General features: G+C 64.1%; 18 protein-coding genes. 9 read left to right on the forward strand and 9 right to left on the reverse strand.

The genetic code is table 11. The features are described from left to right. Positions 1–2: 2 nt before the first annotated feature. Entirely contained in the window at positions 3–614 is a 612-nt protein-coding gene (locus ACSQ3S_RS28615; protein WP_436144495.1) for a response regulator transcription factor, read from the reverse strand. Continuing rightward, positions 604–2,226: an ATP-binding protein gene (locus tag ACSQ3S_RS28620; protein WP_436144496.1), complete on the reverse strand. Its 1,623-nt coding sequence runs from the start codon at positions 2,224–2,226 to the stop codon at positions 604–606. The genes ACSQ3S_RS28615 and ACSQ3S_RS28620 overlap by 11 nt, the downstream gene beginning before the upstream one ends. Before the next feature lie 365 nt (positions 2,227–2,591). On the opposite strand from ACSQ3S_RS28620, the gene ACSQ3S_RS28625 reads away from it, so the two are divergent. Together ACSQ3S_RS28625 and ACSQ3S_RS28630 are read left to right on the forward strand one after the other, a co-directional pair. Then, on the forward strand, positions 2,592–3,566 hold the full coding sequence (locus tag ACSQ3S_RS28625) for a VirK/YbjX family protein (protein ID WP_436144497.1): 975 nt from the start codon (positions 2,592–2,594) through the stop codon (positions 3,564–3,566). A gap of 40 nt (positions 3,567–3,606) precedes the next feature. Then, positions 3,607–3,840, forward strand: coding sequence for a DUF6139 family protein (locus ACSQ3S_RS28630; RefSeq protein WP_353405097.1), 234 nt, complete (start codon positions 3,607–3,609; stop codon positions 3,838–3,840). A gap of 7 nt (positions 3,841–3,847) precedes the next feature. Here the strand turns inward: ACSQ3S_RS28630 and dnaE are convergent, their stop codons facing one another. Then, a complete protein-coding gene (gene dnaE / locus ACSQ3S_RS28635) occupies positions 3,848–7,393 on the reverse strand; it encodes a DNA polymerase III subunit alpha (RefSeq protein ID WP_436144498.1) in 3,546 nt (1,181 codons plus the stop codon). Positions 7,394–7,621: 228 nt separating this feature from the next. Here dnaE and ACSQ3S_RS28640 point away from each other — a divergent pair, with 228 nt between their 5' ends. Next, positions 7,622–8,512: a sulfurtransferase gene (locus ACSQ3S_RS28640; protein ID WP_436144499.1), complete on the forward strand. Its 891-nt coding sequence runs from the start codon at positions 7,622–7,624 to the stop codon at positions 8,510–8,512. A gap of 76 nt (positions 8,513–8,588) precedes the next feature. Here the strand turns inward: ACSQ3S_RS28640 and ACSQ3S_RS28645 are convergent, their stop codons facing one another. After that, positions 8,589–8,888: a colicin immunity domain-containing protein gene (locus tag ACSQ3S_RS28645; protein WP_413448055.1), complete on the reverse strand. Its 300-nt coding sequence runs from the start codon at positions 8,886–8,888 to the stop codon at positions 8,589–8,591. Beyond that, positions 8,872–9,414: a colicin D domain-containing protein gene (locus ACSQ3S_RS28650; protein WP_436144500.1), complete on the reverse strand. Its 543-nt coding sequence runs from the start codon at positions 9,412–9,414 to the stop codon at positions 8,872–8,874. The genes ACSQ3S_RS28645 and ACSQ3S_RS28650 overlap by 17 nt, the downstream gene beginning before the upstream one ends. On the opposite strand from ACSQ3S_RS28650, the gene ACSQ3S_RS28655 reads away from it, so the two are divergent. Genes ACSQ3S_RS28655 through ACSQ3S_RS28680 form a run of 6 tightly spaced genes read left to right on the forward strand, consistent with a single transcriptional unit; the run spans position 9,407 to position 15,369 of the window. Next, positions 9,407–11,053, forward strand: coding sequence for a hypothetical protein (locus ACSQ3S_RS28655; RefSeq protein WP_436144501.1), 1,647 nt, complete (start codon positions 9,407–9,409; stop codon positions 11,051–11,053). The genes ACSQ3S_RS28650 and ACSQ3S_RS28655 overlap by 8 nt on opposite strands. Beyond that, the gene (locus ACSQ3S_RS28660; protein WP_436144502.1) at positions 11,050–11,427 is read left to right on the forward strand and encodes a GtrA family protein; all 378 of its coding nucleotides are present in this window, start codon (positions 11,050–11,052) and stop codon (positions 11,425–11,427) included. Before ACSQ3S_RS28655 ends, ACSQ3S_RS28660 begins: the two co-directional genes overlap by 4 nt. Before the next feature lie 4 nt (positions 11,428–11,431). Then, positions 11,432–12,277 (forward strand): glycosyltransferase family 2 protein, encoded by an 846-nt coding sequence (locus ACSQ3S_RS28665; RefSeq protein ID WP_436144503.1) that lies wholly within the window; start codon positions 11,432–11,434, stop codon positions 12,275–12,277. Then, complete coding sequence (locus tag ACSQ3S_RS28670; RefSeq protein ID WP_436144504.1) at positions 12,274–13,155, forward strand: lysylphosphatidylglycerol synthase domain-containing protein; 882 nt, start codon at positions 12,274–12,276, stop codon at positions 13,153–13,155. Before ACSQ3S_RS28665 ends, ACSQ3S_RS28670 begins: the two co-directional genes overlap by 4 nt. A 1-nt stretch (position 13,156) precedes the next feature. Further along, a complete protein-coding gene (locus ACSQ3S_RS28675) occupies positions 13,157–14,620 on the forward strand; it encodes a hypothetical protein (RefSeq protein WP_436144505.1) in 1,464 nt (487 codons plus the stop codon). Then, positions 14,617–15,369: a glycosyltransferase family 2 protein gene (locus ACSQ3S_RS28680; RefSeq protein WP_436144506.1), complete on the forward strand. Its 753-nt coding sequence runs from the start codon at positions 14,617–14,619 to the stop codon at positions 15,367–15,369. The genes ACSQ3S_RS28675 and ACSQ3S_RS28680 overlap by 4 nt, the downstream gene beginning before the upstream one ends. Positions 15,370–15,372: 3 nt before the next feature. Here the strand turns inward: ACSQ3S_RS28680 and ACSQ3S_RS28685 are convergent, their stop codons facing one another. Genes ACSQ3S_RS28685 through ACSQ3S_RS28700 form a run of 4 tightly spaced genes read right to left on the reverse strand, consistent with a single transcriptional unit; the run spans position 15,373 to position 20,204 of the window. Further along, the gene (locus ACSQ3S_RS28685; protein ID WP_353405080.1) at positions 15,373–15,576 is read right to left on the reverse strand and encodes a hypothetical protein; all 204 of its coding nucleotides are present in this window, start codon (positions 15,574–15,576) and stop codon (positions 15,373–15,375) included. Positions 15,577–15,597: 21 nt separating this feature from the next. Beyond that, positions 15,598–16,929 (reverse strand): TolC family outer membrane protein, encoded by a 1,332-nt coding sequence (locus ACSQ3S_RS28690; protein ID WP_353405079.1) that lies wholly within the window; start codon positions 16,927–16,929, stop codon positions 15,598–15,600. 11 nt (positions 16,930–16,940) lie between these two features. After that, the gene (locus tag ACSQ3S_RS28695) at positions 16,941–18,305 is read right to left on the reverse strand and encodes an HlyD family type I secretion periplasmic adaptor subunit (RefSeq protein WP_353405078.1); all 1,365 of its coding nucleotides are present in this window, start codon (positions 18,303–18,305) and stop codon (positions 16,941–16,943) included. A 3-nt stretch (positions 18,306–18,308) separates the two neighbouring features. Then, positions 18,309–20,204: a type I secretion system permease/ATPase gene (locus ACSQ3S_RS28700; protein ID WP_353405077.1), complete on the reverse strand. Its 1,896-nt coding sequence runs from the start codon at positions 20,202–20,204 to the stop codon at positions 18,309–18,311. Positions 20,205–20,251: the final 47 nt, after the last annotated feature.

Here is a 20,251-nt window from a genome sequence, read left to right on the forward strand (position 1 = left end):
GCTCAGGCTTCGCCGTCGAGCATGCTGATGCGCACCAGGTCGGCCACGTTGTCGACCCCCAGCTTGCTCATCAGGCGCGCCTTGTGCACCTCCACCGTGCGCACGCTGATGCCCAGCGCCGGGCCGATCTCGCGGTTGTGGCGGCCCAGCACCACCAGCTGCATCACTTCCCGCTCGCGCGGCGTCAGCTCGCCCAGCAGGTCCCGGCTGCGGCTGCGGCGCTGCCGCTCGCTGTAGTCGGCGCGGGCGCGGCCCAGCGCCTCGTCGATGGCGGCGATCAGCTTGGCGTCGTCGAACGGCTTTTCCAGGAAATCCACGGCGTCGGCCTTGAACGCCGCGCGCGCCATGCTGACGTCGCCGTGCCCGCTCATGATGATCACCGGTATGCGGCAGCCGCGCGCGGTCAGCTCCTGCTGCAGGCTCAGGCCGTCCATGCCGGACATGCGGATATCGATCAGCAGGCAGCCGGACCACGAGGCCTGCCACGCCTGCAGGAAGGCCTCGCCGCTGGCGAACATCGCCGTGCGGTAGCCGCGCACGCCCAGCAGCAGGCTCAGGGCGTCGCGCACCGAAGGGTCGTCGTCGACGATGAATACGGTCAAATCATGCTGCATAGCTCACCTGTTCTCCATCTTTTTCGGGCTTGTGTTCCCCGCTGCGCGCCAACGGCAGCGCCATCCTGAAAATCCCGTGGTCGCCCACCTCGGCCCACAGCGAACCGCCGTGCGCCTCCATGATCGCGCGGCTCAGCACCAGTCCCAGGCCCAGGCCGCTGGCCTTGGACGACACGAACGGCTCGAACAGGCGCGCGGCCAGCGCCGCCGACACGCCCTTGCCGCTGTCCTCGACCGACAGCTGCAGGCAGCCGCGCTGGCTGTCGAGCTTTTCGGCCGACAGCGTGATGCGGCGCGCGCCGGCCGGCTGCTCCTGCACCGCCTCGATCGCGTTGGCGATCAGGTTGCGCAGCACCAGTTCCAGCTGCAGGCGGTCGGCCAGCACCGACAGCTGCGGTATCTCGCGCACCTGCAGCTCGACGCCCTGCTCGCGCAGCTGGCTGAAGAACTGCTGGCTGATGCCCGACACCAGCTGGCCGGCCTCGACCGGCTCCAGCTTCATCGCGCCGGTGCGGAAGAAATCGCGCAGCCGCCGCACCACTTCGGCGGCCCGGCCCGACTCGGCGATCATGCGCTGGATCGCGCTCTTCAGCATCTCGCTGCTGCCTGCCTCGCCCCGCTCAAGCAGGTATTCGCACGCCTTGCCGTAGGTGGCCAGCGCCGTCAGCGGCTGGTTCAGCTCATGCGCCAGCGCGGCGGCCATCTCGCCCGCCGCCGCCAGCCGCAGCGTTTGCTTCAAGTCGGCCGCGACCTTGCGCAGCTCATCGACCGCGATGCCGATCGAAAAGCCCACCAGCGCCAGCATCGCGTCGAGCATCTGCAGCTCCGGCACGGCGATATCGACCGCGTGGTTCCACTTGACCAGCGCGCCGATGCCGGCCTGCAGCGCGAACACCATCAGCGCCGTGCCGTACAGGCCCTGGCGGAACGCGGCCCAGATCACCGGCAGGAACAGGAAGTAAAAATGCTTGAACTCGGACGTGGCGATGGTGCCGAACACCATCCACAGCACGAACAGGGCCAGCGCCAGGTAGCTCACCGTCTCGGCGCGCCAGACGATGGTGCGCAGCCGCTGGCGGCCAGGCGCGGTCGACAGCATCCAGATCAGCGGCATCGACACCAGCACACCCACCATGTCGCCGATGCCGAAGCGCAGCACCGCCATGCCCCACTTGCCGGCCGGGATCAGCCCCGCCGCCGACAGCAGCGAAATATAGACCAGGTCGTTGACCAGCGTGCCGAGCGCCACGATCAGCACCCAGCGGAACAGTCGGTCGCGGTTGTCGAACACGCCGCCGCCGCCGAACTGGCGCCGCAGCGCCACGCCGATCAGGCCGTAGCCCACGGTCAGCCACAGCGACGACAGCAAGGTCACCAGCATGCCGGCCGGCATACCCCTCACCAGCAGGTCGCCGCCGACCAGCGCGAGGAACCAGGGCAGCGCCGCGCGCCTGCCATGGCGCAGCCAGAACACCAGCCCCAGCGCCGGATCCGGATTCCACGGCGTGATGTTCAGCCCGTACAGCGGATCGATATAGGTGGCCCAGTCGAACAGCAGGTACAGCGCGATAAACGCTGGAAATTCGAGGTAGCGGAGACGGGAGTGGGCCATCGGGCGATAGTGCGTTCGGTAGCGTGTGATGTATCGTAATGTAGCATTATGCATGGGCAAAACCCATCGCGCATTGCTTTTTCCACCTACGTGTACCCCTTAAGGGTTTGGCATTCCCTCTATAGCACAGCAGTGAATTGCGCGCCGCAATTATTAAGTGGAATGCGTACGCCTTTACCCCAATTTACATTACGTTACACGATGGATACACTCGTTGCTTATCGTAATGGCACCTCCCATTGACTTGAAGACACAGGTTTCAACCTGTCAGATCGCCGCGCCCCACCCTAGCGCCGCAGGTCGTGTCTCTCGTGCAGCTGCCGCACTACAGCCCTTTGCAGCCCGTTTTCAAGAGAGATGTCACGATGTCGCACTTAATCACCATCCGTTCCGGCGCAGCAGATTTTCAAGGCCTGAAGCACCTGCGCGAAACGCTCAAGCTGTCGCTGCGCGCCGCCCTGCACCGCCAGGCCACCTATGGCTGGCTGCAGCTGCTCAATTCCCATCCGCTGTTCGCCGAGCTGGTCAAGGCCCGTCCGCGACTGGTCTACAAGATTTACCGCCCCTACCTGAGCAACACGATGGACTGCGCGCAGCGCGTCGAACTGTTGCGGCAGCACTACCGCTTCGTGTTCCGCCACGGCCTGGGCCCGCTGACGGTGCGCGCCGCGCGCGGTCCCGTGGTGCTGGGCGGCGTGAGCGGCAAGTCCGGCCTGCCCTACCAGATCCGGCTGCGGGCGATCGAACCGATGGAGCGCGAAGGCGAGCTGGTGCTGCAACTGATGCAGAACGCCGAGCTGGTCTACAGCTGCGCGTTCTCGTTCTTCCAGGGCGAGCGCGGCACGGTGCTGGGCATAGGCTGCATGCAGGGGCCGAGGGGCGAGCAGGGCCTTCAGCTGATCAAGGACGCGACCCGCGAACTGCACGGCCTGCGGCCGAAGAACATGATGGTCAAGCTGCTGGGCCAGATCGGCCACGACTACGGCTGCGCCGAGCTGCGGCTGGTCGGCAACGCCAACCGCGCCGTGTGCGGCGCCACCCGCCAGGGCAAGGTGCACGCCGACTACGATACGCTGTGGCAGGAGATGGAGGCGCGCCCGCGCGCCGACGGCGACTACCAGCTGGACTGCGAGGCGATCAATCCGCCGGACCTGGCCGCCATCGCGTCGAAGAAACGCTCGGAGGCGCGCAAGCGCCACGACACGCTGACCGCGCTGGCCGAAGCCATCCGCGGCGGCCTGCAGGCGCCGCGCTTCGAGGCCGTGCCGACACCGCTGAGCCAGAATTATTCCACCTTGGCACCCGGCGCACGCGACGGCGACGAATACGCATTGGCATAAAAATTCCGGTACCATGGCCTTTTCGTCCAAGGAGGGTACCATGCGAGTGGATATTTATTGCCGAGATGAAGCGAAGGGCAAGCACAGCTATCTGGCTGTGCCGGAAGGAAAGCCCATCCCCGAGGAAGCCACCAATACCGACTGGCACCCCGAAGCCCAGCAGGTGGAAGTCGACGACAACCAGGACGACCTGTCCCGCTACCATATCGTTCACCCGCTGCAGCAGATCGGAGCCAAGGGATACGCCATCACCGGCGTGAACCAGCAGCTCTGATCACTGATCAATACTCGATCGCGACATCCCTGGCGCCCAGCACCTGCTGCAGCGCCAGTTGCAATTCGTCCGACGGCGCCACGCGCCAGCCCTCGCCCAGCTGCAGCACGCAGCTGACGCCTTGCGGCGTGATGCGCGCCGACACCGGCAGGCCGTCCGCGTGGCGGTGCGGCGCCAGCACCTCGGCCACCTTGCGCACGTCGACCGTGGTCGGCAAGGCCATGCCCAGCTGCTTGCCGTAGTTGACGCGCGCGGTGACGATGTCGAACACCTTCTCGGCCGAGATGCGCAAGCCGCCCGAGAAGCGGTCCTCCGACACCTTGCCCACCACGGCCAGGAACTCGTCGTCCTTGAACATGCGCTTGTTCTCTTCGAACACCTCGGCATACACGGTCACCTCGACCACCGCGGTCTTGTCGTCCAGGGTGACGATCAGGATCTTGCCCCGCTGCGTCATCTGCGGACGGATGCCGGTGATCACGCCGCACAGCATGCGCGGCTCGCGCGACGGCTCCAGCTCGGACAGCTTGGTGCGGGCGAAGCGGCGCGCTTCCGGCGCGAACGAGTCGAACATGTGGCCGGACAGATAGAAGCCCAGCGCGATCTTTTCCTCGGCCAGCTTCTGGCGGTCGGTGAACGGCGCGGCCTTGACGTATTCCGGCGGCGCCACCAGGTCGGAATCGTCGCCGCCGAACAGGCTGACCTGGTTGGCCGCCTTGGCCTCCTGGTCGGCGCACTCCATGGCGAAGCTGACCGAGGCCAGCAGGATCGCGCGGTCGATGTTCAGGCAATCGAAGGCGCCGGCGCGTATCAGCGATTCGATGGTGCGGCGGTTGATCTGCTTCTTGTCGACGCGCTTGCAGAAGTCGAACAGGCTGGTGAACGGGCCGCCGGCGGTGCGCGCGGCGATGATGGCCTCGATCGCGTTCTGGCCGGCGCCCTTGCAGGCGCCCAGGCCGTAGCGGATCTGCGTGACCTTCTTGCCGGTCACCGAAGGCGGCGGGCCGTCCGGCATGAAGCGGAAGTCGGACTTGTTGATGTCCGGCGGCAGGATGGTCAGGCCGCAGATGTCGATCGAGTCCTCGACCAGGATCTTGACCTTCTCGGTGTCCTCCATCGCCAGCGACATATTGGCCGCCATGAACGCGGCCGGATGGTGCGCCTTCAGGTAGGCGGTGTGGTAGGACAGCAGCGCGTAGGCGGCGGCGTGCGATTTGTTGAAGCCGTAGCCGGCGAACTTTTCCATCAAGTCGAAGATCTCGTCGGCCTTCTGCGCGGACAGGCCGTCCTTGGCCGCGCCGGCGCGGAAGATCTCGCGGTGCTCCGCCATCTCCTCGGCTTTTTTCTTACCCATCGCGCGGCGCAACATGTCGGCGCCGCCCAGCGAGTAGCCGCCGACGATCTGCGCCATCTGCATCACCTGCTCCTGGTACACCATGATGCCGTAGGTTTCGGACAAAATGGATTCTGTACGCGGATCGGGATAGTCGAACTTTTCGCCGTGCTTGCGCTTGCAGAAGTCCGGGATCAGGTCCATCGGGCCCGGACGGTACAGCGCCACCAGCGCGATAATGTCCTCGAAGCGGTCGGGACGCGCGTCCTTCAGCATGCCCTGCATGCCGCGCGACTCCAGCTGGAACACGGCCACGGTCTTGGCCTTGGTCAGCAGCTCGTAGGACGGGCGGTCGTTCAGCGGCAGCTTGGCCAGGTCGAAATCGGCCTCCTTCGGATCGAGCGCCTTGATGTAGCGCACCGCGCGGTCGAGGATGGTCAGCGTGGTCAGGCCCAAAAAGTCGAACTTGACCAGGCCCACGGCCTCGACGTCGTCCTTGTCGTACTGCGACACCACGCCGCCGTCGCCGCCCTGCGTGTACAGCGGGCAGAAGTCGGTCAGCTTGCCCGGCGCGATCAGCACGCCGCCGGCGTGCATGCCGATGTTGCGGGTGATGCCCTCGACCTGCTGCGCCAGGTCCAGCAGCTGCGCCACTTCCTCTTCATTTTGCTGGCGCTCCTTGAGCATCGGCTCTTCCTCGATCGCCTCGGCGATCGACACCGGCTTGCCCGGCTTGAACGGAATCAGCTTGGACACGCCGTCGCAGAAGTTGTAGCCGAAGTCCATCACGCGGCCGACGTCGCGGATCGCGCCCTTGGCCGCCATGGTACCGAAGGTGGCGATCTGCGACACGGCATCGCGGCCGTACAGGTCCTTGACGTGCTGGATCACCAGGTCGCGCTTCTCCTGGCAGAAGTCGATGTCGAAGTCGGGCATCGAGACGCGTTCGGGATTGAGGAAGCGCTCGAACAGCAGGTTGTACTTCAGCGGATCGAGGTCGGTGATCTTCAGCGCGTACGCCACCAGCGAACCGGCGCCCGAACCGCGGCCCGGCCCGATCGGCACGTCGTTGTTCTTGCCCCACTGGATAAACTCCGCCACGATCAGGAAGTAGCCGGGGAACTTCATGTTGATGATGGTGTTGTTCTCGAACTCCAGCCGTTCCTCGTAGCGCGGGCGCTGCTGCTCGCGCTTGACCGGGTCCGGGTACAGCTGCTCGAGGCGCTCCTCCAGGCCCTTCCGGGTTTCCGCGCGCAGGAAGTCGTCGATGGTCATGCCCGGCGTGGGGAAGTTCGGCAGCTGCGGCTTGCCCAGGGTCAGCGTCAGGTTGCAGCGCTTGGCGATCTCCACCGAGTTCTGCAGCGCGGCCGGCAGGTCGTGGAACAGCTCGCGCATTTCGGCCTGCGACAGGAAGCGCATCTGCTCGTTGAACCTGCGCACGCGCTTGTTATTGGCCAGCATCTCGCCTTCGGCGATACAGGTGCGGGCTTCATGGGCGATGAACTCGTCCTTGGAAATGAACTGCACCGGATGGGTGGCCACCACCGGCAGGCCCAGCTTGGCCGCCAGCGCGACCGCGTGGCGCACCTGGGTTTCCTGGTTGGCCTGGCCGGCGCGCTGGATCTCGATGTAGAAATGGCCGGGGAAGAGCTTGGCCCACTTCTCGGCGTTCTTTTCGGCCAGCGCCGGGTTGCCGTTCTCGATGGCCTGGCCGACGTCGCCGAAGTGCGCGCCGGACAGCACGATCAGGCCGTTGGCCGGACTGTCGTCGGGCAGCAGCGCATAGGTCTTGGCGGTCAGCTCGGCCAGCCACTCGGTGCGGATCTCGGCGCGGCCCTTGTACTGGTTGGTCAGCCAGGCTTGCGACAGCAGTTCGCACAGCTGCAGATAGCCCATGCGGTTTTTCGCGAACAGCATCAGGCGCGACGGCTTTTCCCGGTTGTCGTCGTTGGTGATCCAGACGTCGACGCCGACCACCGGCTTGATGCCCTTGCCGCGCGCGGCCTTGTAGAACTTGACCATGCCGAACATATTGGCCAGGTCGGTGACGGCCAGCGCGGCCTGCTTGTCCTTGGCGGCGGCGCCGACCAGGTCGTCGATGCGGACCAGGCCGTCGACGATGGAATACTCCGAGTGCACCCGCAGATGGACGAAAGCCGGTCCGACCGGGGCTACCGCTGAAGTTGCCGCCACTTCTTGTTCGTTTGCTACCATGTTCATACGCCGCTCGATGCTGGTTCAATAACCAGCTATTTTACCGTGCGGCGGCCCGGACCGATAATCTGATTTGATGGGATCAAGATCCTTGGCACGTGCTGTCAGCCCTCACCGTCCCTTTACCACTTTTGTAGTAATAATATTAACACTGAAGCCCTCTGTCGTGCCTGTTTTATGGGCAGCAAAAACGCGTATAATGTCGGCTCTTTACTTTTTTTGCTCCTGCCCATCATGCACGCTAATACTGCTTTACAAGCTGAAGCGCATGCCGCCGCCATCGCTGCCGCTGCCGCTCACGTCAACATTGCCGCCTACAAGTTCGTCACCTTCGACAACACCGAAGAGATGCGTCCGCTGTACCAGGACATCTGCAAGCGGCTCGGCCTCAAGGGCACCATCCTGCTGACGCCGGAAGGCATCAATATGTTCCTGTCCGGCCCGCGCTCGCACATCGACGAGTACCTGGCCTGGGTGCGCGCGGACGCCCGCTTCGCCGACCTGGAAGTGAAGGAAAGCTATTCGGTCGAGCAGTCGCACAAGCGCATGCTGGTCAAGATCAAAAAAGAAATCATCACCATGCGCATGCCGCTGATCAAGCCGGAGGAAGGCCGCGCGCCGTTCGTCGAGGCGCATACGCTCAAGCGCTGGCTCGACAACGGCGTCGACGACAACGGCAAGCCGGTGGTCATGGTCGACACCCGCAACGATTTCGAGGTCGACGTCGGCACCTTCGACAACACGGTCGACTACCGCATCAAGAAGTTCACCGAGTTCCCGGAAGTGATCGCCGCCCACAAGGGCGACTTCGAGGGCAAGACCGTGGTCACCTTCTGCACCGGCGGCATCCGCTGCGAAAAAGCCGCGATCCACATGCAGAACATCGGCTACGAAAACGTCTACCAGCTCGAAGGCGGCATCCTCAAGTACTTCGAGGAAGTCGGCGGCGCCCACTACACCGGCGACTGCTTCGTGTTCGACTACCGCACCGCGTTGAACCCGAAACTGGAACCGACCGAGACCGTGCAATGCTTCGTCTGCCGCGCCGTGGTCACCCCGCGCCAGCAGCTGTCGCCGGAGTATGTCTACGAGAAGTCGTGCCCGCACTGCTACAGCAAGGAATAAGGAAAACGGCGCCCGAGGGCGCCGTTGCTGTATGGCTGATTGCTATGTGATGCGCGGCTCTGATTCGCCACCATGGCTAGGCTGTCACACGATGGGTGCGCCACGCCCGCATCCGTTGCAGGATATCTCTCGCTTTGACTTCCAACCCTTCTTTGTCCATATAAAACTCGGGATTTTCGGCCAACAATTCAAGATTGTCCGTAGTGGAATCGACATCGCCAAAAAGTTCATCCAGTAACAAAAAAAGCGGCTCATCCAGTTGTTCTGTCTCGCTTTGAAAACGTTCCATGAAAGTAGTACTGAACTCCTCGATGGATAGCTTATGCCCCAAAAAGCGCTCTATCAAGTCACCGTACATTTCAACTGCTTTGCTCATGCTGTCCCCCTCCCAATCTGCCAGTTCTCAGTAAACACTCTAGTTGCTGTGAACTCAATCGCCAAGCAGAAAGATAATCGCCACTATGCAGACGCATCACATTCAACCGGGAATCGATGTCAACAAAATGTGTGACCGCGCGGTTTCGATAATACCCATTTCGCAGCATCGTCTTGGGAGACTCAACATGTCTCGTCAACGCCAACTGGAACGCGAAAAGCGTCTTTCGATTTGCATTCCCAACAATGCCAAAACTCGCCGCATGTCGAAAAGTGTGCTGAAGCTGCCTAACCCGAAATTGAATTGATCTGTCTTCACTAATATCCATTTGACATCGCCCACGCCAGTGAGGTTCAAATGAAGATGATGCAACGGACAAGCCAATATATGGTGACATCGCGCAAAGCCATGTCAACTGGTGGTCAAGCACTGAGCGGCCGGCACACTGCTGTTCGTTGCGGCAAGCCTGATAAGCTTTATAATCAGGCAATTCCCTGCCGGAAACGAACACAACAACAATGTCCATCGAAAAAATCAAACTGGCGGCGGCCTGGCTGCTGCTTGCCTCCACCGCCACGCTGCTGCGCTTCAAAGTCACGCTGAACAGCGACACGCTGTTCCTCGATTCCCTGTTCACCGACCTGTTCCAGCACGGCGGACGCTGGACGGAATGGAAATTCGTCCAGGCCCCCGCCTTCGTGCCCGACATGCTGCTGTACCTGATCGCCTATCCGCTGTGGCCCGACGCGCCCGGCCGCATCTTCGCGGTGTCGGCCGCGCAGGTGCTGCTGCTGGGCGCCGCCGCGCTGTGGTGCGCGCGCCAGGTCGCGCCGCAACTGAGCCGCTCGGCGCAGGCCGCGCTGCTGCTGTTGCTGGCCTACGTGACGCTGACCGCGTCCGCCTCGGGCATGTGGTTTTATTTTTACAGCACCAACAACCACCTCGGCGCCACCATGGCCGGCCTGGTCGGGCTGGGCCTGCTGCTGCGTCACCTGGCCGCGCCGCGCTGGAGCACGGCGCTGCTGCTGGTGTTGCTGATGGCCGCCGCCAAGGCCTCGACCCGGCTGTTCGCGCTGACCTTCGTCACGCCGCTGGTGGTGCTGGCGGCGCTGGCGCTGATCGCGCTGCCGAAACAGTCGCACCTGCCGCTGCGCTGGCGGCGCCAGGCCTGGCGCCTGCTCGGCCTGCTGGCCGCCTCGCAGCTGCTGGCCTCGGCGCTGGAAGCGCTGCTGATCCGTAACATCCCCTACGAAGGCCACGCGCACGCCTCGCCCGAGACGGTCGGCAACTCGCTCAAGCTGTTCATGCAGGCCACCGCCGCCGCGTTCTCGCCGTCCAACCACTGGGTGCAGGCGCTGGCCGTCGTGCTGCTGCTGGTGCTGGGCTACCTGCTGGTGGCGCTGCTGCGCCGGCTGGAGCTGGATCCGGCCGGCCCGGCGCTGCGCTGGCCGCGCCTGGGCGGCGATCTCGGCTGGCGCTACGGCGCCGCCGCCGCGCTGCTGTGCGTGGCGCTGCCGGTCACCGTGGCCGGCTCGGTGCTGTCGTCCGGCTTCGGCGACCTGAACTCCTACCGCTACTTCACCTTCCCGCTGACGCTGGCCTGCGTGCTGGCCGTGATCCTGCTGGACCACCATCACCGCCGCCGCGCGCTGGCCTGGCATGTAGGCGCCGTGCTCGGGGCGGCCGTCATCGTCGCCGGCGCCGTCCAGGTCACGCGCCAGCAACAACCCAACGTCGACATGGCCAGCAACGTGGCCGACTGCCTGAAGGCGATCGAGGCCGGCGGCTTCCCGCTCAAGGCCGGCATCGGCGACTACTGGAACGGCAGCGCCATCAGCTACTACCTGCCGCGCCACAATCCGGTCACGATCACCACCAACGACACGGTGCCGATGTTCTGGGTGACCACCCTGGGTCCGCTGCTGCGTCCGCAAAACTATCCGGCGCACCAGCACTACAACTTCGCGCTGCTGCGCGACAACGGCGCCGGCGGCCAGTTCGACTACACGCCGGACACCATCGGCAAGCTGCTGCCGCCGCCCAGCCGCGTCCAGGCCTGTCCGGTCGACCGCCTGCAGATCTGGCTGTACGACGGCGACCAGCTCGACACCGCCATGGCCCGCGTCAAGGCCGACTACCTCGCGCGCCGCGCGGCCAAGAAATGACGATGCTGCTGCGCTTCGTCGCGCTGTCCGGCCTGGGCTGGCTGTGCGACATGGCCACCTTCACGCTGCTGGTCAAGCTGGCCGGCTGCCCGGCGCCGCTGGCCAATATCGCGTCGTCGTACGCCGGCGTCACCTTCGTCTGGTTCACCTCGCTCAAGTCGGTGTTCCAGCACAGCGGGCCGCGCGGCGGGCGCTACCTGCTGATCTACTGGGGCTACCAGCTGCTGTCCATCCTCGCCTACTCCCATATCCTGGGACTGGTCGCGGCCGCGCTGCCCAACCCGCTGGTCGCCAAGATCTTCATCACCCCGTTCAACCTGGTCACCAACTTCATCTTCATGAAGACGCTGACCCGCACCATGCGAGCACCATAAAACCATGAACACACCCCGTCCACGCATCCTGGTCTTCATTCCCGCCTACCGCTGCGAGGCGCAGCTGGTGCGCGTCATCGACCAGTTCGACCAGCGCGTCCAAGGCTGGATCGACACCGTGATGGTGGTCGACAACCGCTCGCCCGACCGCACGCTGGAAGCGGCCATCGAGCGCGGCCGCGAGAAGCTGACCGGCTGCCACTTCATCGCCTGGCGCAACGACGACAACTACGGTTTGGGCGGTTCGCACAAGGCCGCCATGCGCTACGCCATCGAGCAGGGCTACGACTACCTGGTGGTGCTGCACGGCGACGACCAGGCCAGCATCGCCGACCTGATCCCGCAACTGGAGCAAGGCGCGCACCTGGACGCCGATTGCCTGCTGGGCGCGCGTTTCATGCGCGGCAGCCGCCTGCAAGGCTACTCGACGCTGCGCACGGTCGGCAACGTGGTGTACAACAAGCTGTTCTCGCTGGTGGCCTGGCGCCGCATCAGCGACCTGGGCTCCGGCCTGAACCTGTACAAGCTGGCGGCGCTGCGCGAGTTCTACTATCGCGGCTTCCCCGACGACCTGACCTTCAACTACGTGATGCTGCTGGCCAGCTATCACCGCGGCCAGCGCGCGCGCTTCTTCCCCATCAGCTGGCGCGAGGAAGACCAGGTCTCGAACGTGCGGCTGTTCCGCCAGGCCTTCAAGGTGCTGTCGCTGCTGGGCGGCTTCCTGCTGGGACGCGGCGGCTTCCTGCGGCGCGACCTGCGCGCCCGCGCCATCGACGCCTATACCGGCCAGATCGTCCACAACCAGGCGCCGGTACAGGACAAGCCGTCCGCCGCAGGCTCGCATCCATGATACGCGCGGCGCCCCGGCTGGTCCCGGCCTACTGCACCGCGCTGGCGCTGCTGGTGCCGCTGTGGCTGCTGATGCACTGGACGCCGGTGGCCGAGCTGCTGCGCCACGGCGACACGCCGCTGCTGCTGGCCGTCTGCGCGCTGTATGGCGCGGCCCATCTGTCGCGCATGCTGCGGCTGGCGCTGCTGACCTTGAACCAGCGCGACAAGGCGCCGGCGCTGGCCGCGGCCCACGCGCTGACCGCCTTCCCCAGCAGCCTGCTGCCGTTCAAGATCGGCGAAGTGCTGCGGCTGGCCGCGCTGTTCCACGTCTACGACTACCGGCGCGAAGCGCTGGCCGTGTGGCTGGCCGAACGCTTCGGCGACGTGCTGGTGCTGGCCACGCTGATCCTCGGCCTGTATCTGCTGCGGGTCGACGTGCCGCCGGCGATGCGGCTGGTGTTCGTGCTGTTCGTCGTCGTCAGCGCCTTCGCGCTGACCGCGCTGTTCGCCGTGGCCAAGACCTTCGTCTACCTGAACCGGCACCTGGTGCTGAGCAGCCACAGCACGCGCGGCCTGCGCCTGCTGCGCGCCAGCCATGCGCTGCGCCAGCTGGAGCTGGCCATCTACCGCGCGGTCGAGGGCCGGCTGGCAGGCTTCCTGCTGGTGTCGCTGCTGATCTGGGTGCTGGAGATCGCCGCGCTGGCCTTGTTCATCCAGCTGATGGCCGACGGCTGGTCCGGCTTCGCCGGCCTGTTCGCCAGCGGCGTCATGGCCAGCCTGGCCGGCAGCGGCTCGGCCGCGTATGGCCTGTATCGCTCGCTGGCGCTGGTCGCCCTGACCCTGCTGTTCCTGGCCGGCCTCGCGCTGGCCGCCCGCATCCGACACACAAGGCCCTGATATGTCCACCCTGCACGACAACATACTGCTGATACTGGACGACCGCGAAATCGCCACAGGCGACGTGCGCGGCGTGGTCGGCGCCCGCCGCTTCGGCGACATCATGTTCCAGCGCCGCCGCCTGGTCGACCACTTCCGCGCCGGCCTGCCGGCCTGGGCCGCCAGCCGCCTGATCCACCTGCGCGGCGCCGACGACCTGCCGGCGCTGCGCGCCGCGCTCGAAGCCAGCGGCGAAGAATGCGGCGTCTGCGTCATCGCCGGCCGCGCCGGCTTCGCCGAGGCCGAGCGGCTGCTGCAGCTGGTCGAGCGCCTGCCCTATGCCGAGGAAGACTTCACCGACCGCCTGTACCAGCCGCTGCTGGTATTCCTGCGCAATGCCCACCGCCTGGTCGAGCAATGGCAGGAATTCAGCGCCGCGCCGCTGCACCGCTGGGAACTGGCGTGGCACGGCTGCCAGCGCATCGCCTCGGTGCAGCCGCTGGACCTGGCGCGCATGCGCGACTTCCTGTCCTTCATCAGCGGCGCCACCGCCGCGCGCCACTTCAACCAGGTCAAGCTGGACGCCTACTACTACACCAAGAGCTCGGCCGACGTGGCCAAGATGCGGGCCGAATACGCGTTCTACGGCCTGGTGCCGGAAGCCATGCGGCCATGGCTGGTGCAACCGTTCGACTACCAGGAGCGCGACGGCCGCGCCTCCTACCGTACCTTGCGCTACTACCTGGCCGACGCCGCGCTGCAATGGGTGCACGGCGCCTTCGACGCCGACGCCTTCGACAGCTTCGTCGAGCGCCTGCTGTTCTTCATGGCCGAGCGGCCGCGGCGCGCCTGCGGCAAGGCCGAATCGGCCGCCGCCGCGCGCGCGCTGTTCGTCACCAAGCTGGAGCAGCGCGCCGAACAATTCCTGGCCGCCGACGCCGGCCGCCGCATCGACGCGCTGGCCGCCAGCGCCTCGCCCCACCTGGCGCTGGCGGCGCAGGTCGAACGCTTCCGCCGGCTGTACCAGCGCCACGAGAAAAGCTTCGCCTTCGACCACATGGCGATCGGCCATGGCGACCCGTGCTTCTCGAACGTGCTGTACGACCAGCAGCGCTACCTGCTGCGGCTGATCGATCCGCGCGGCGCCGTCAGCGAGGAGGCGCTGTGGACCCATCCGCTGTACGACATCTGCAAGCTGTCGCACAGCGCGCTGGGCGACTACGACTTCATCAATAACAACCTGTACCGCATCGGCTTCGACGACGGCAACGCGCTGCAGCTGCACCTGGAGCACAGCAACCACGCGTCGCTGAAGCCGGTGTTCCAGCGCCAGCTGAAGGCGGCCGGGCACGACGAGCGCATCGTGCGGCTGGGCGAGGCCTCGCTGTTTCTGTCGATGCTGCCGCTGCACCTGGACGTGCCGAACAAGGTCATGGCCTTCCTGCTGAAGGCCGACGCCATACTGGATCTGGTGGAAAATCAATGAAGCAAAACATCGTCATCACCATGGCCGGACGCGGCTCGCGCTTCACGGCGGCCGGCTACACCATGCCGAAATACGAAATCATGGCGCACGGCGCCAGCCTGTTCGACTGGTCAATGCGCTCGCTGCAGCACTTCCTGACGGCCGGCAGCCGGGCGATTTTCGTCTGCCTGAAAGAGAACGATTCAGCGCCGTACGTGCGGGCGCGCTGCGCCGCGCTGGGCATCGCCGACATCCGCATCCTCGAGCTGGACGAGCTGACCGACGGCCAGGCCACCAGCGCCTACCTGTCGCGCGCGCTGTGGCTGGCGGACGCGCCGCTGCTGGTCTATAACATCGATACCTATGTCGAGCCGCAGGCGCTGCAACCGTCGCAGATTCGGGAGGGATCGGACGGCTGGGTGCCGTGCTTCCAGGTGCCGGGCGAGCACTGGAGTTTCGTGCGCCTGGGCGCCGACGGCTGGGCCGTGGACCTGGCGGAGAAGCAGCGGATTTCGGAGTATGCGTCGATCGGCCTGTACTGGTTCGCCGACGGCGCCGGCTATGCCGATGCCTACGAACGCTTCTTCGCCGATCCGGCCAACCTGGTGCGGGGTGAACGCTACATCGCGCCGCTGTACCGCCAGCTGCTGCGCGACGGCGGCAAGATCTCGATCAGCGACCTGGCGCCGGACAGCGTGCACGTGCTGGGCACGCCGGCCGAGCTGGAGCTGTTCCTGGCGCGCGGCCCGGAGCAGCTCAAGGCGGATTGAGGTTTATTGCGTGGTGCGCGGCACCAGTTGCTGCAGCGCCGCCTGGTAGGCGTTGCGGGCGGTCTGGTACACCGCCAGCTTGGCGTTCAGCTCGCTCATCTGCGCATCGACGAATTGCAGGTTGCCGACCTGCTCCTTGGCCTCCTCGCTCAGCTCGCTGAGCTTGAAGGTGACGCCGTCCACGGTGACTTCGATTTCGTCGTCCATAATTCCTTTCGCCAACCGCAATCAGCGGAAATACGCCGCCATTTCGCGCACGTCATCCACATTCAGCGTGCCCACCGATGCACGCATGCGCAGCGACGTCAGCAAATAGTTATAACGTGCCTGCGCCAGATCGCGCTTGGCGGTGTACAACTGCTGCTTGGCGTTGAGCGCATCGAGGTTGATGCGCACGCCACCCTTGATGCTTTGCTCGGTCGCCTTGATCAGCGTCTCCGACGAGGCCACCGACTTCAGCAACGCATCGACGCGCTTCACGCTGCTCAACATTACGCTGTAGTCCTTGCGCAATTCCAGCACGATCTTGTCGGTCTGGGCTTGCAGGTCAGCCTTGGCCTTTTCGCGACTGGCCACCGCCTGGCGCGACTGCGCATTGACCTGGCCGCCGGAATACAGCGGGATATTGACCTGGATGCCAACGCTGCGGATGATCTGGTCCTGGTCAAAGGTGTTGATCGAATCGGATGCCGTTTTGCCATAGGTGCCAACAAAGTCCACACGCGGCATATGGCCGGCACGCGCCTTGTTCACTTCCTGCGAGGCGATTTCCACGCCGTAGGTCAGCGTCTTGATGTCCGGATTGGTCTCGATGGCGACCTTCTTCCAATATTCGAAAGGTTGGCCGTCATCCGGGCGAATCCGGAAATCAGGCGACAACTCGTCGACCTCTCCGACTTCGCCGCCGATGATCGTGGCCAAGGTCTCGCGTGACGTCGTCAGATTGTCCTCCGACTCCAATACCTGGGCCTCGGAGACGTCCAGCCGCGCCTGGGTTTCCAGCATGTCGGTCTTGGTACCCTCACCTTTGTCGAACATGCGGTCATTGACTTTACGCTGCTCGACATACATGTCGTGCTCGACCTTGGCCAAGGCCAGCAGATCACGCTTGTACAGCACGTCCAGATAGGCATTGACGACGCGGAAAATCACTTCCTGCTTCTGGCTGTCGAACTGCGACTGCGCGTAGTTGCTCTGCGCGACGCCCTGTTTGTAACGCGCCCAGCCATCCAGGTTGAACAACGACTGCCGTACTGATATCGTCGCCGAACGCGAAATATAGTCGCGCGGAAAATCCTTGCCCGCTTCGGTCAACGTGGTCCGGTTCTGGCTGCCGCTCCAGTTACCGGAAATATTTGGCAACAGATTGGACAGGCCCAGCTTGCGGTTTTCCTTGCCGCCTTCGTTGGAGTAGTACGCCGCACGGTAGGTCGGATCGTTTTTCAAGGCCATCTCGTAGGCCTGCATCAAGCCCAGCGCAAGCGCGCCCTGGCTGTACAACGACAGCGCCGCACCGACGGCGATCACACCAGCCAACAGACGCGGACGTACTTTCAGCATAGGGGCCACGATCAGTCCTCCGCCATCGACGATTTGGAGCGGTCGAAGACCGGCTTCAGCAGGTAGCTCATCATGCTGCGCTCGCCGGTCTTGACGAACATCTCCACCGGCATACCGGCCTGGATGTCTAGCTTCTTGGCGGCGATCAGCTTGCTGCCTTCCGGCGTGACGCGCGCCCGAATCTTGTAGTAAGGCTGTCCGGTGCGCTCTTCCACTGCACGGTCGGCCGATACCTGGATCAGCGTGCCCGGAATATGCGGCGTCTTGTTGGCGTTAAAGGCCGAGAAGATCAACTCCACCGGCATGCCGACACGCACCTTGTCGATCAGATTGACCGCCAGTTGCGCTTCGACGATCAAGGCGTCGTCGGTCGGCACGATATCCATCATGTGGAAGCCCGACTGCACCACGCCCCCCTTGGTGAAGACGTTCAGGCCGACGACCACCCCATCGACCGGGGCCTTGAGCTCAACGTTGCCTAGATCGTATTTTTGCGCGCGCAACTTGCTTTCGGTAACTTCACGGTCGCGCTGGATTTCCGCCAGCTGCGAACTGACTTCCTTCTGGTATTCCTGTGCACGCTGGGCACGGCGCAAGGTGATTTCCGCGATCTGGCGCTGGGTGCGTCCAATATTGCCTATGTCTTCAGATACGGCGCCGCTCAGCTGTACATTGGTGCGCTCCAGATCCAGCAGGCGGCTGCGGGCGACATAGCCGTCCTTGGCCAAGTCACGCAAACCTTCAAGCTGTTCCTTCAGGATCACCAGCTGTTCTTTCTTACTATCGCGCGAAGCCGTCAGGCCACTGAGCTGGCTTTTCAGACCCGCGATGTTTTCATCGAAGGCCGACAATTCGTTCTGCAACGCCATCTGGCGCGTGATCAGCAACTGATCCTGCTGCATCATGGCCTGCGCCGTCTGCGGGTCGGTACGCTGGGCCTTCAACTCTTCAGGATAAGCGACGCTCTTGCTGCCGGCACGCTCGGCCAGCAGGCGCGCTTCCATCGCGCGCGCTGTCAGATACTGGCTCTGCGAGATGTCGACTTGCGCGCGCGCCTGGACATCGTTCATCCGCACCAGCACCTGGCCAGCCTTGACCACGTCGCCATCCTTGACCAGGATTTGCTCAATGGTGCCACCGTTCAGGTATTGAATCGTCTTGCGATTCGATTCACGTGCCACCGTACCGCTGACAGGCACCCCCTTGTCCAGCGGCGCGAAGATGGCCCACAACAGAAAGCCGCCGACGCCCAGCAGCACGATCAGCCAACCCAGCTTGCTATACGCACCCGCATCCGTATTGACGGTCAGCGGAGTGACGTCGTGGCTGATGACTTCCGCAACGTCAGTCTTGCTGTTGGTAAGTAAGTTCCGCATGATTTATTCCTGTTCCTTAGCTTCGACGGCGGCCTGGGCCGCGCGCTCCTCGGCCGCCTGGGCCGCATGTACTTGTGCCAGCTGCGCGTCGGTCTGTGCCTTGCGCTGCGCGTCCAACTCCTGTTCTTGTGGAGTCGGGGCCTGCTGTGCCTGTGCTTGTTGTGCCTGGGCTTGCTGCTGCGCTTGCGCTTGCTGCTGCGCCTGCAAGGCCTTTTGCGTGTTTTCCTGCAGTTTGGCCAGCACCAGATTGGTCGGGCCAAACATTTCCGCCACGCCGTCGCGCAGCAACAGCAGCTTGTTGGTGATGCTGATGACGCTAGTCCGGTGGGTGATCAATACGATGGTCTTGCCGCGCTGACGCAAATCCTGGATCGCGTTGACCAGGGCCTGTTCGCCGACTTCGTCCAGATTGGAGTTCGGTTCGTCAAGCACGATGATCGACGGATCGCCGTACATCGCGCGGGCCAGGCCCAGACGCTGGCGCTGGCCGCCGGACAGGCCGGCACCGCCATCGCCGAGCCTGGTATCGTAGCCCTGTGGCAGATGCAGGATCAGATCGTGAACGCCGGCGCGCTGCGCCGCCTGTACCACTTTGTCCGCATCGATCTCGCCGAAGCGGGCGATGTTTTCGCTGACGGTGCCGGCGAACAATTCGATATCCTGCGGCAGGTAGCCGATGTATGGACCCAATTCACCCTTGTTCCATTGGAAGATGTCGGCGCCATCCAACCGCACCTTGCCCATCATCGCCGGCCATACGCCCACCAGCAGGCGCGCAAGCGTCGACTTGCCGGAACCGCTGGGGCCGATCACGCCCAGCGCATCGCCCGGTGCGATGGCGAAATTGACGCCCTTGAGCACCGGCAGGTTGGCGCCGGGCGGCGCGGCGGATACGCCTTCGACAGTGATACGGCCTTCCGGTTTCGGCAACTGCATGCCGGCCGGCCGCGCCGGATTGGTTTCCAGCAGAGCGGTAAGGCGCTCATAGGCGCTGCGGGTGCTGCTCCATGATTTCCATACGCCGATCACCTGCTGCACCGGCGCCAGAGCGCGGCCCATCAGGATCGACGCGGCAATCATCATGCCCGAGGTGATTTTTCCTTCGATCACCAGCAGCGCGCCGAAGCCCAGCACCAGCGACTGCAGCGATACTTGCACGAACTTGGTCACGGCGTTGACCTTGCCCGACTTTTCGCTCGCTTCGGCTTGCAGCGTCAAGAACTTGCCGTGCAGTTTGAACCAGCGCGACATCAGGTTGGGCAGCATGCCCATCGATTCGATTACCTCGGCGTTGCGCAGATTATTCGTGGCCAAGGTGTTGGCGGCGATCGACATGCTGTTGGCTTCGGCCAGCGGCTTGTGCGACACCTTTTCATTCACGTACGCCAGGATCACCAGGATGACGGTGCCGCACAGCGCGAACACACCCAGTGACGGCTCGAAGAAGAAGATCACGATCAGGTAGACCGGGAACCATGGCGCGTCGAAGAAGGCGAACAACGCATTGCCGGTCAGGAACTGGCGGATATTGGTCAAATCCTGCAGCGCCTGGCCGGCGTTGCCGCCGGCGCGCTTCAGGTTTTGCTCGAAGGCGGCCGTGTAAATGCGCTTGTTGAGCTGCATGTCGAAACGTGCGCCGACGCGCACCAGCACGAAGCTGCGTATCAGTTCGAGTGCGCTCATCGCCAGATAGGCGCCCAGCATCAGCAGCGTCAGCATCAGCAACGTAATCTCGTTGCGGCTGTTCAGCACGCGGTCGTAGACCTGCAGCATATACAGTGACGGCGCCAGCATCAGCAAATTGGTGATCGCGCTGAAGGTGCCGACCGTATAGAACGTGCCCCGAAAATCAGACAATACCTGCTGAATTTCATTCTTGGGAGTGAGGAGTTTTTTCATGTAAGTGCTTGGTACAGTCCAGTGTATGTAGCAATGTACAGCGGCAG

Source organism: Duganella sp. LjRoot269 (assembly GCF_964254095.1).
GTDB classification, from domain to species: Bacteria; Pseudomonadota; Gammaproteobacteria; order Burkholderiales; family Burkholderiaceae_D; genus Rugamonas; species Rugamonas hordei.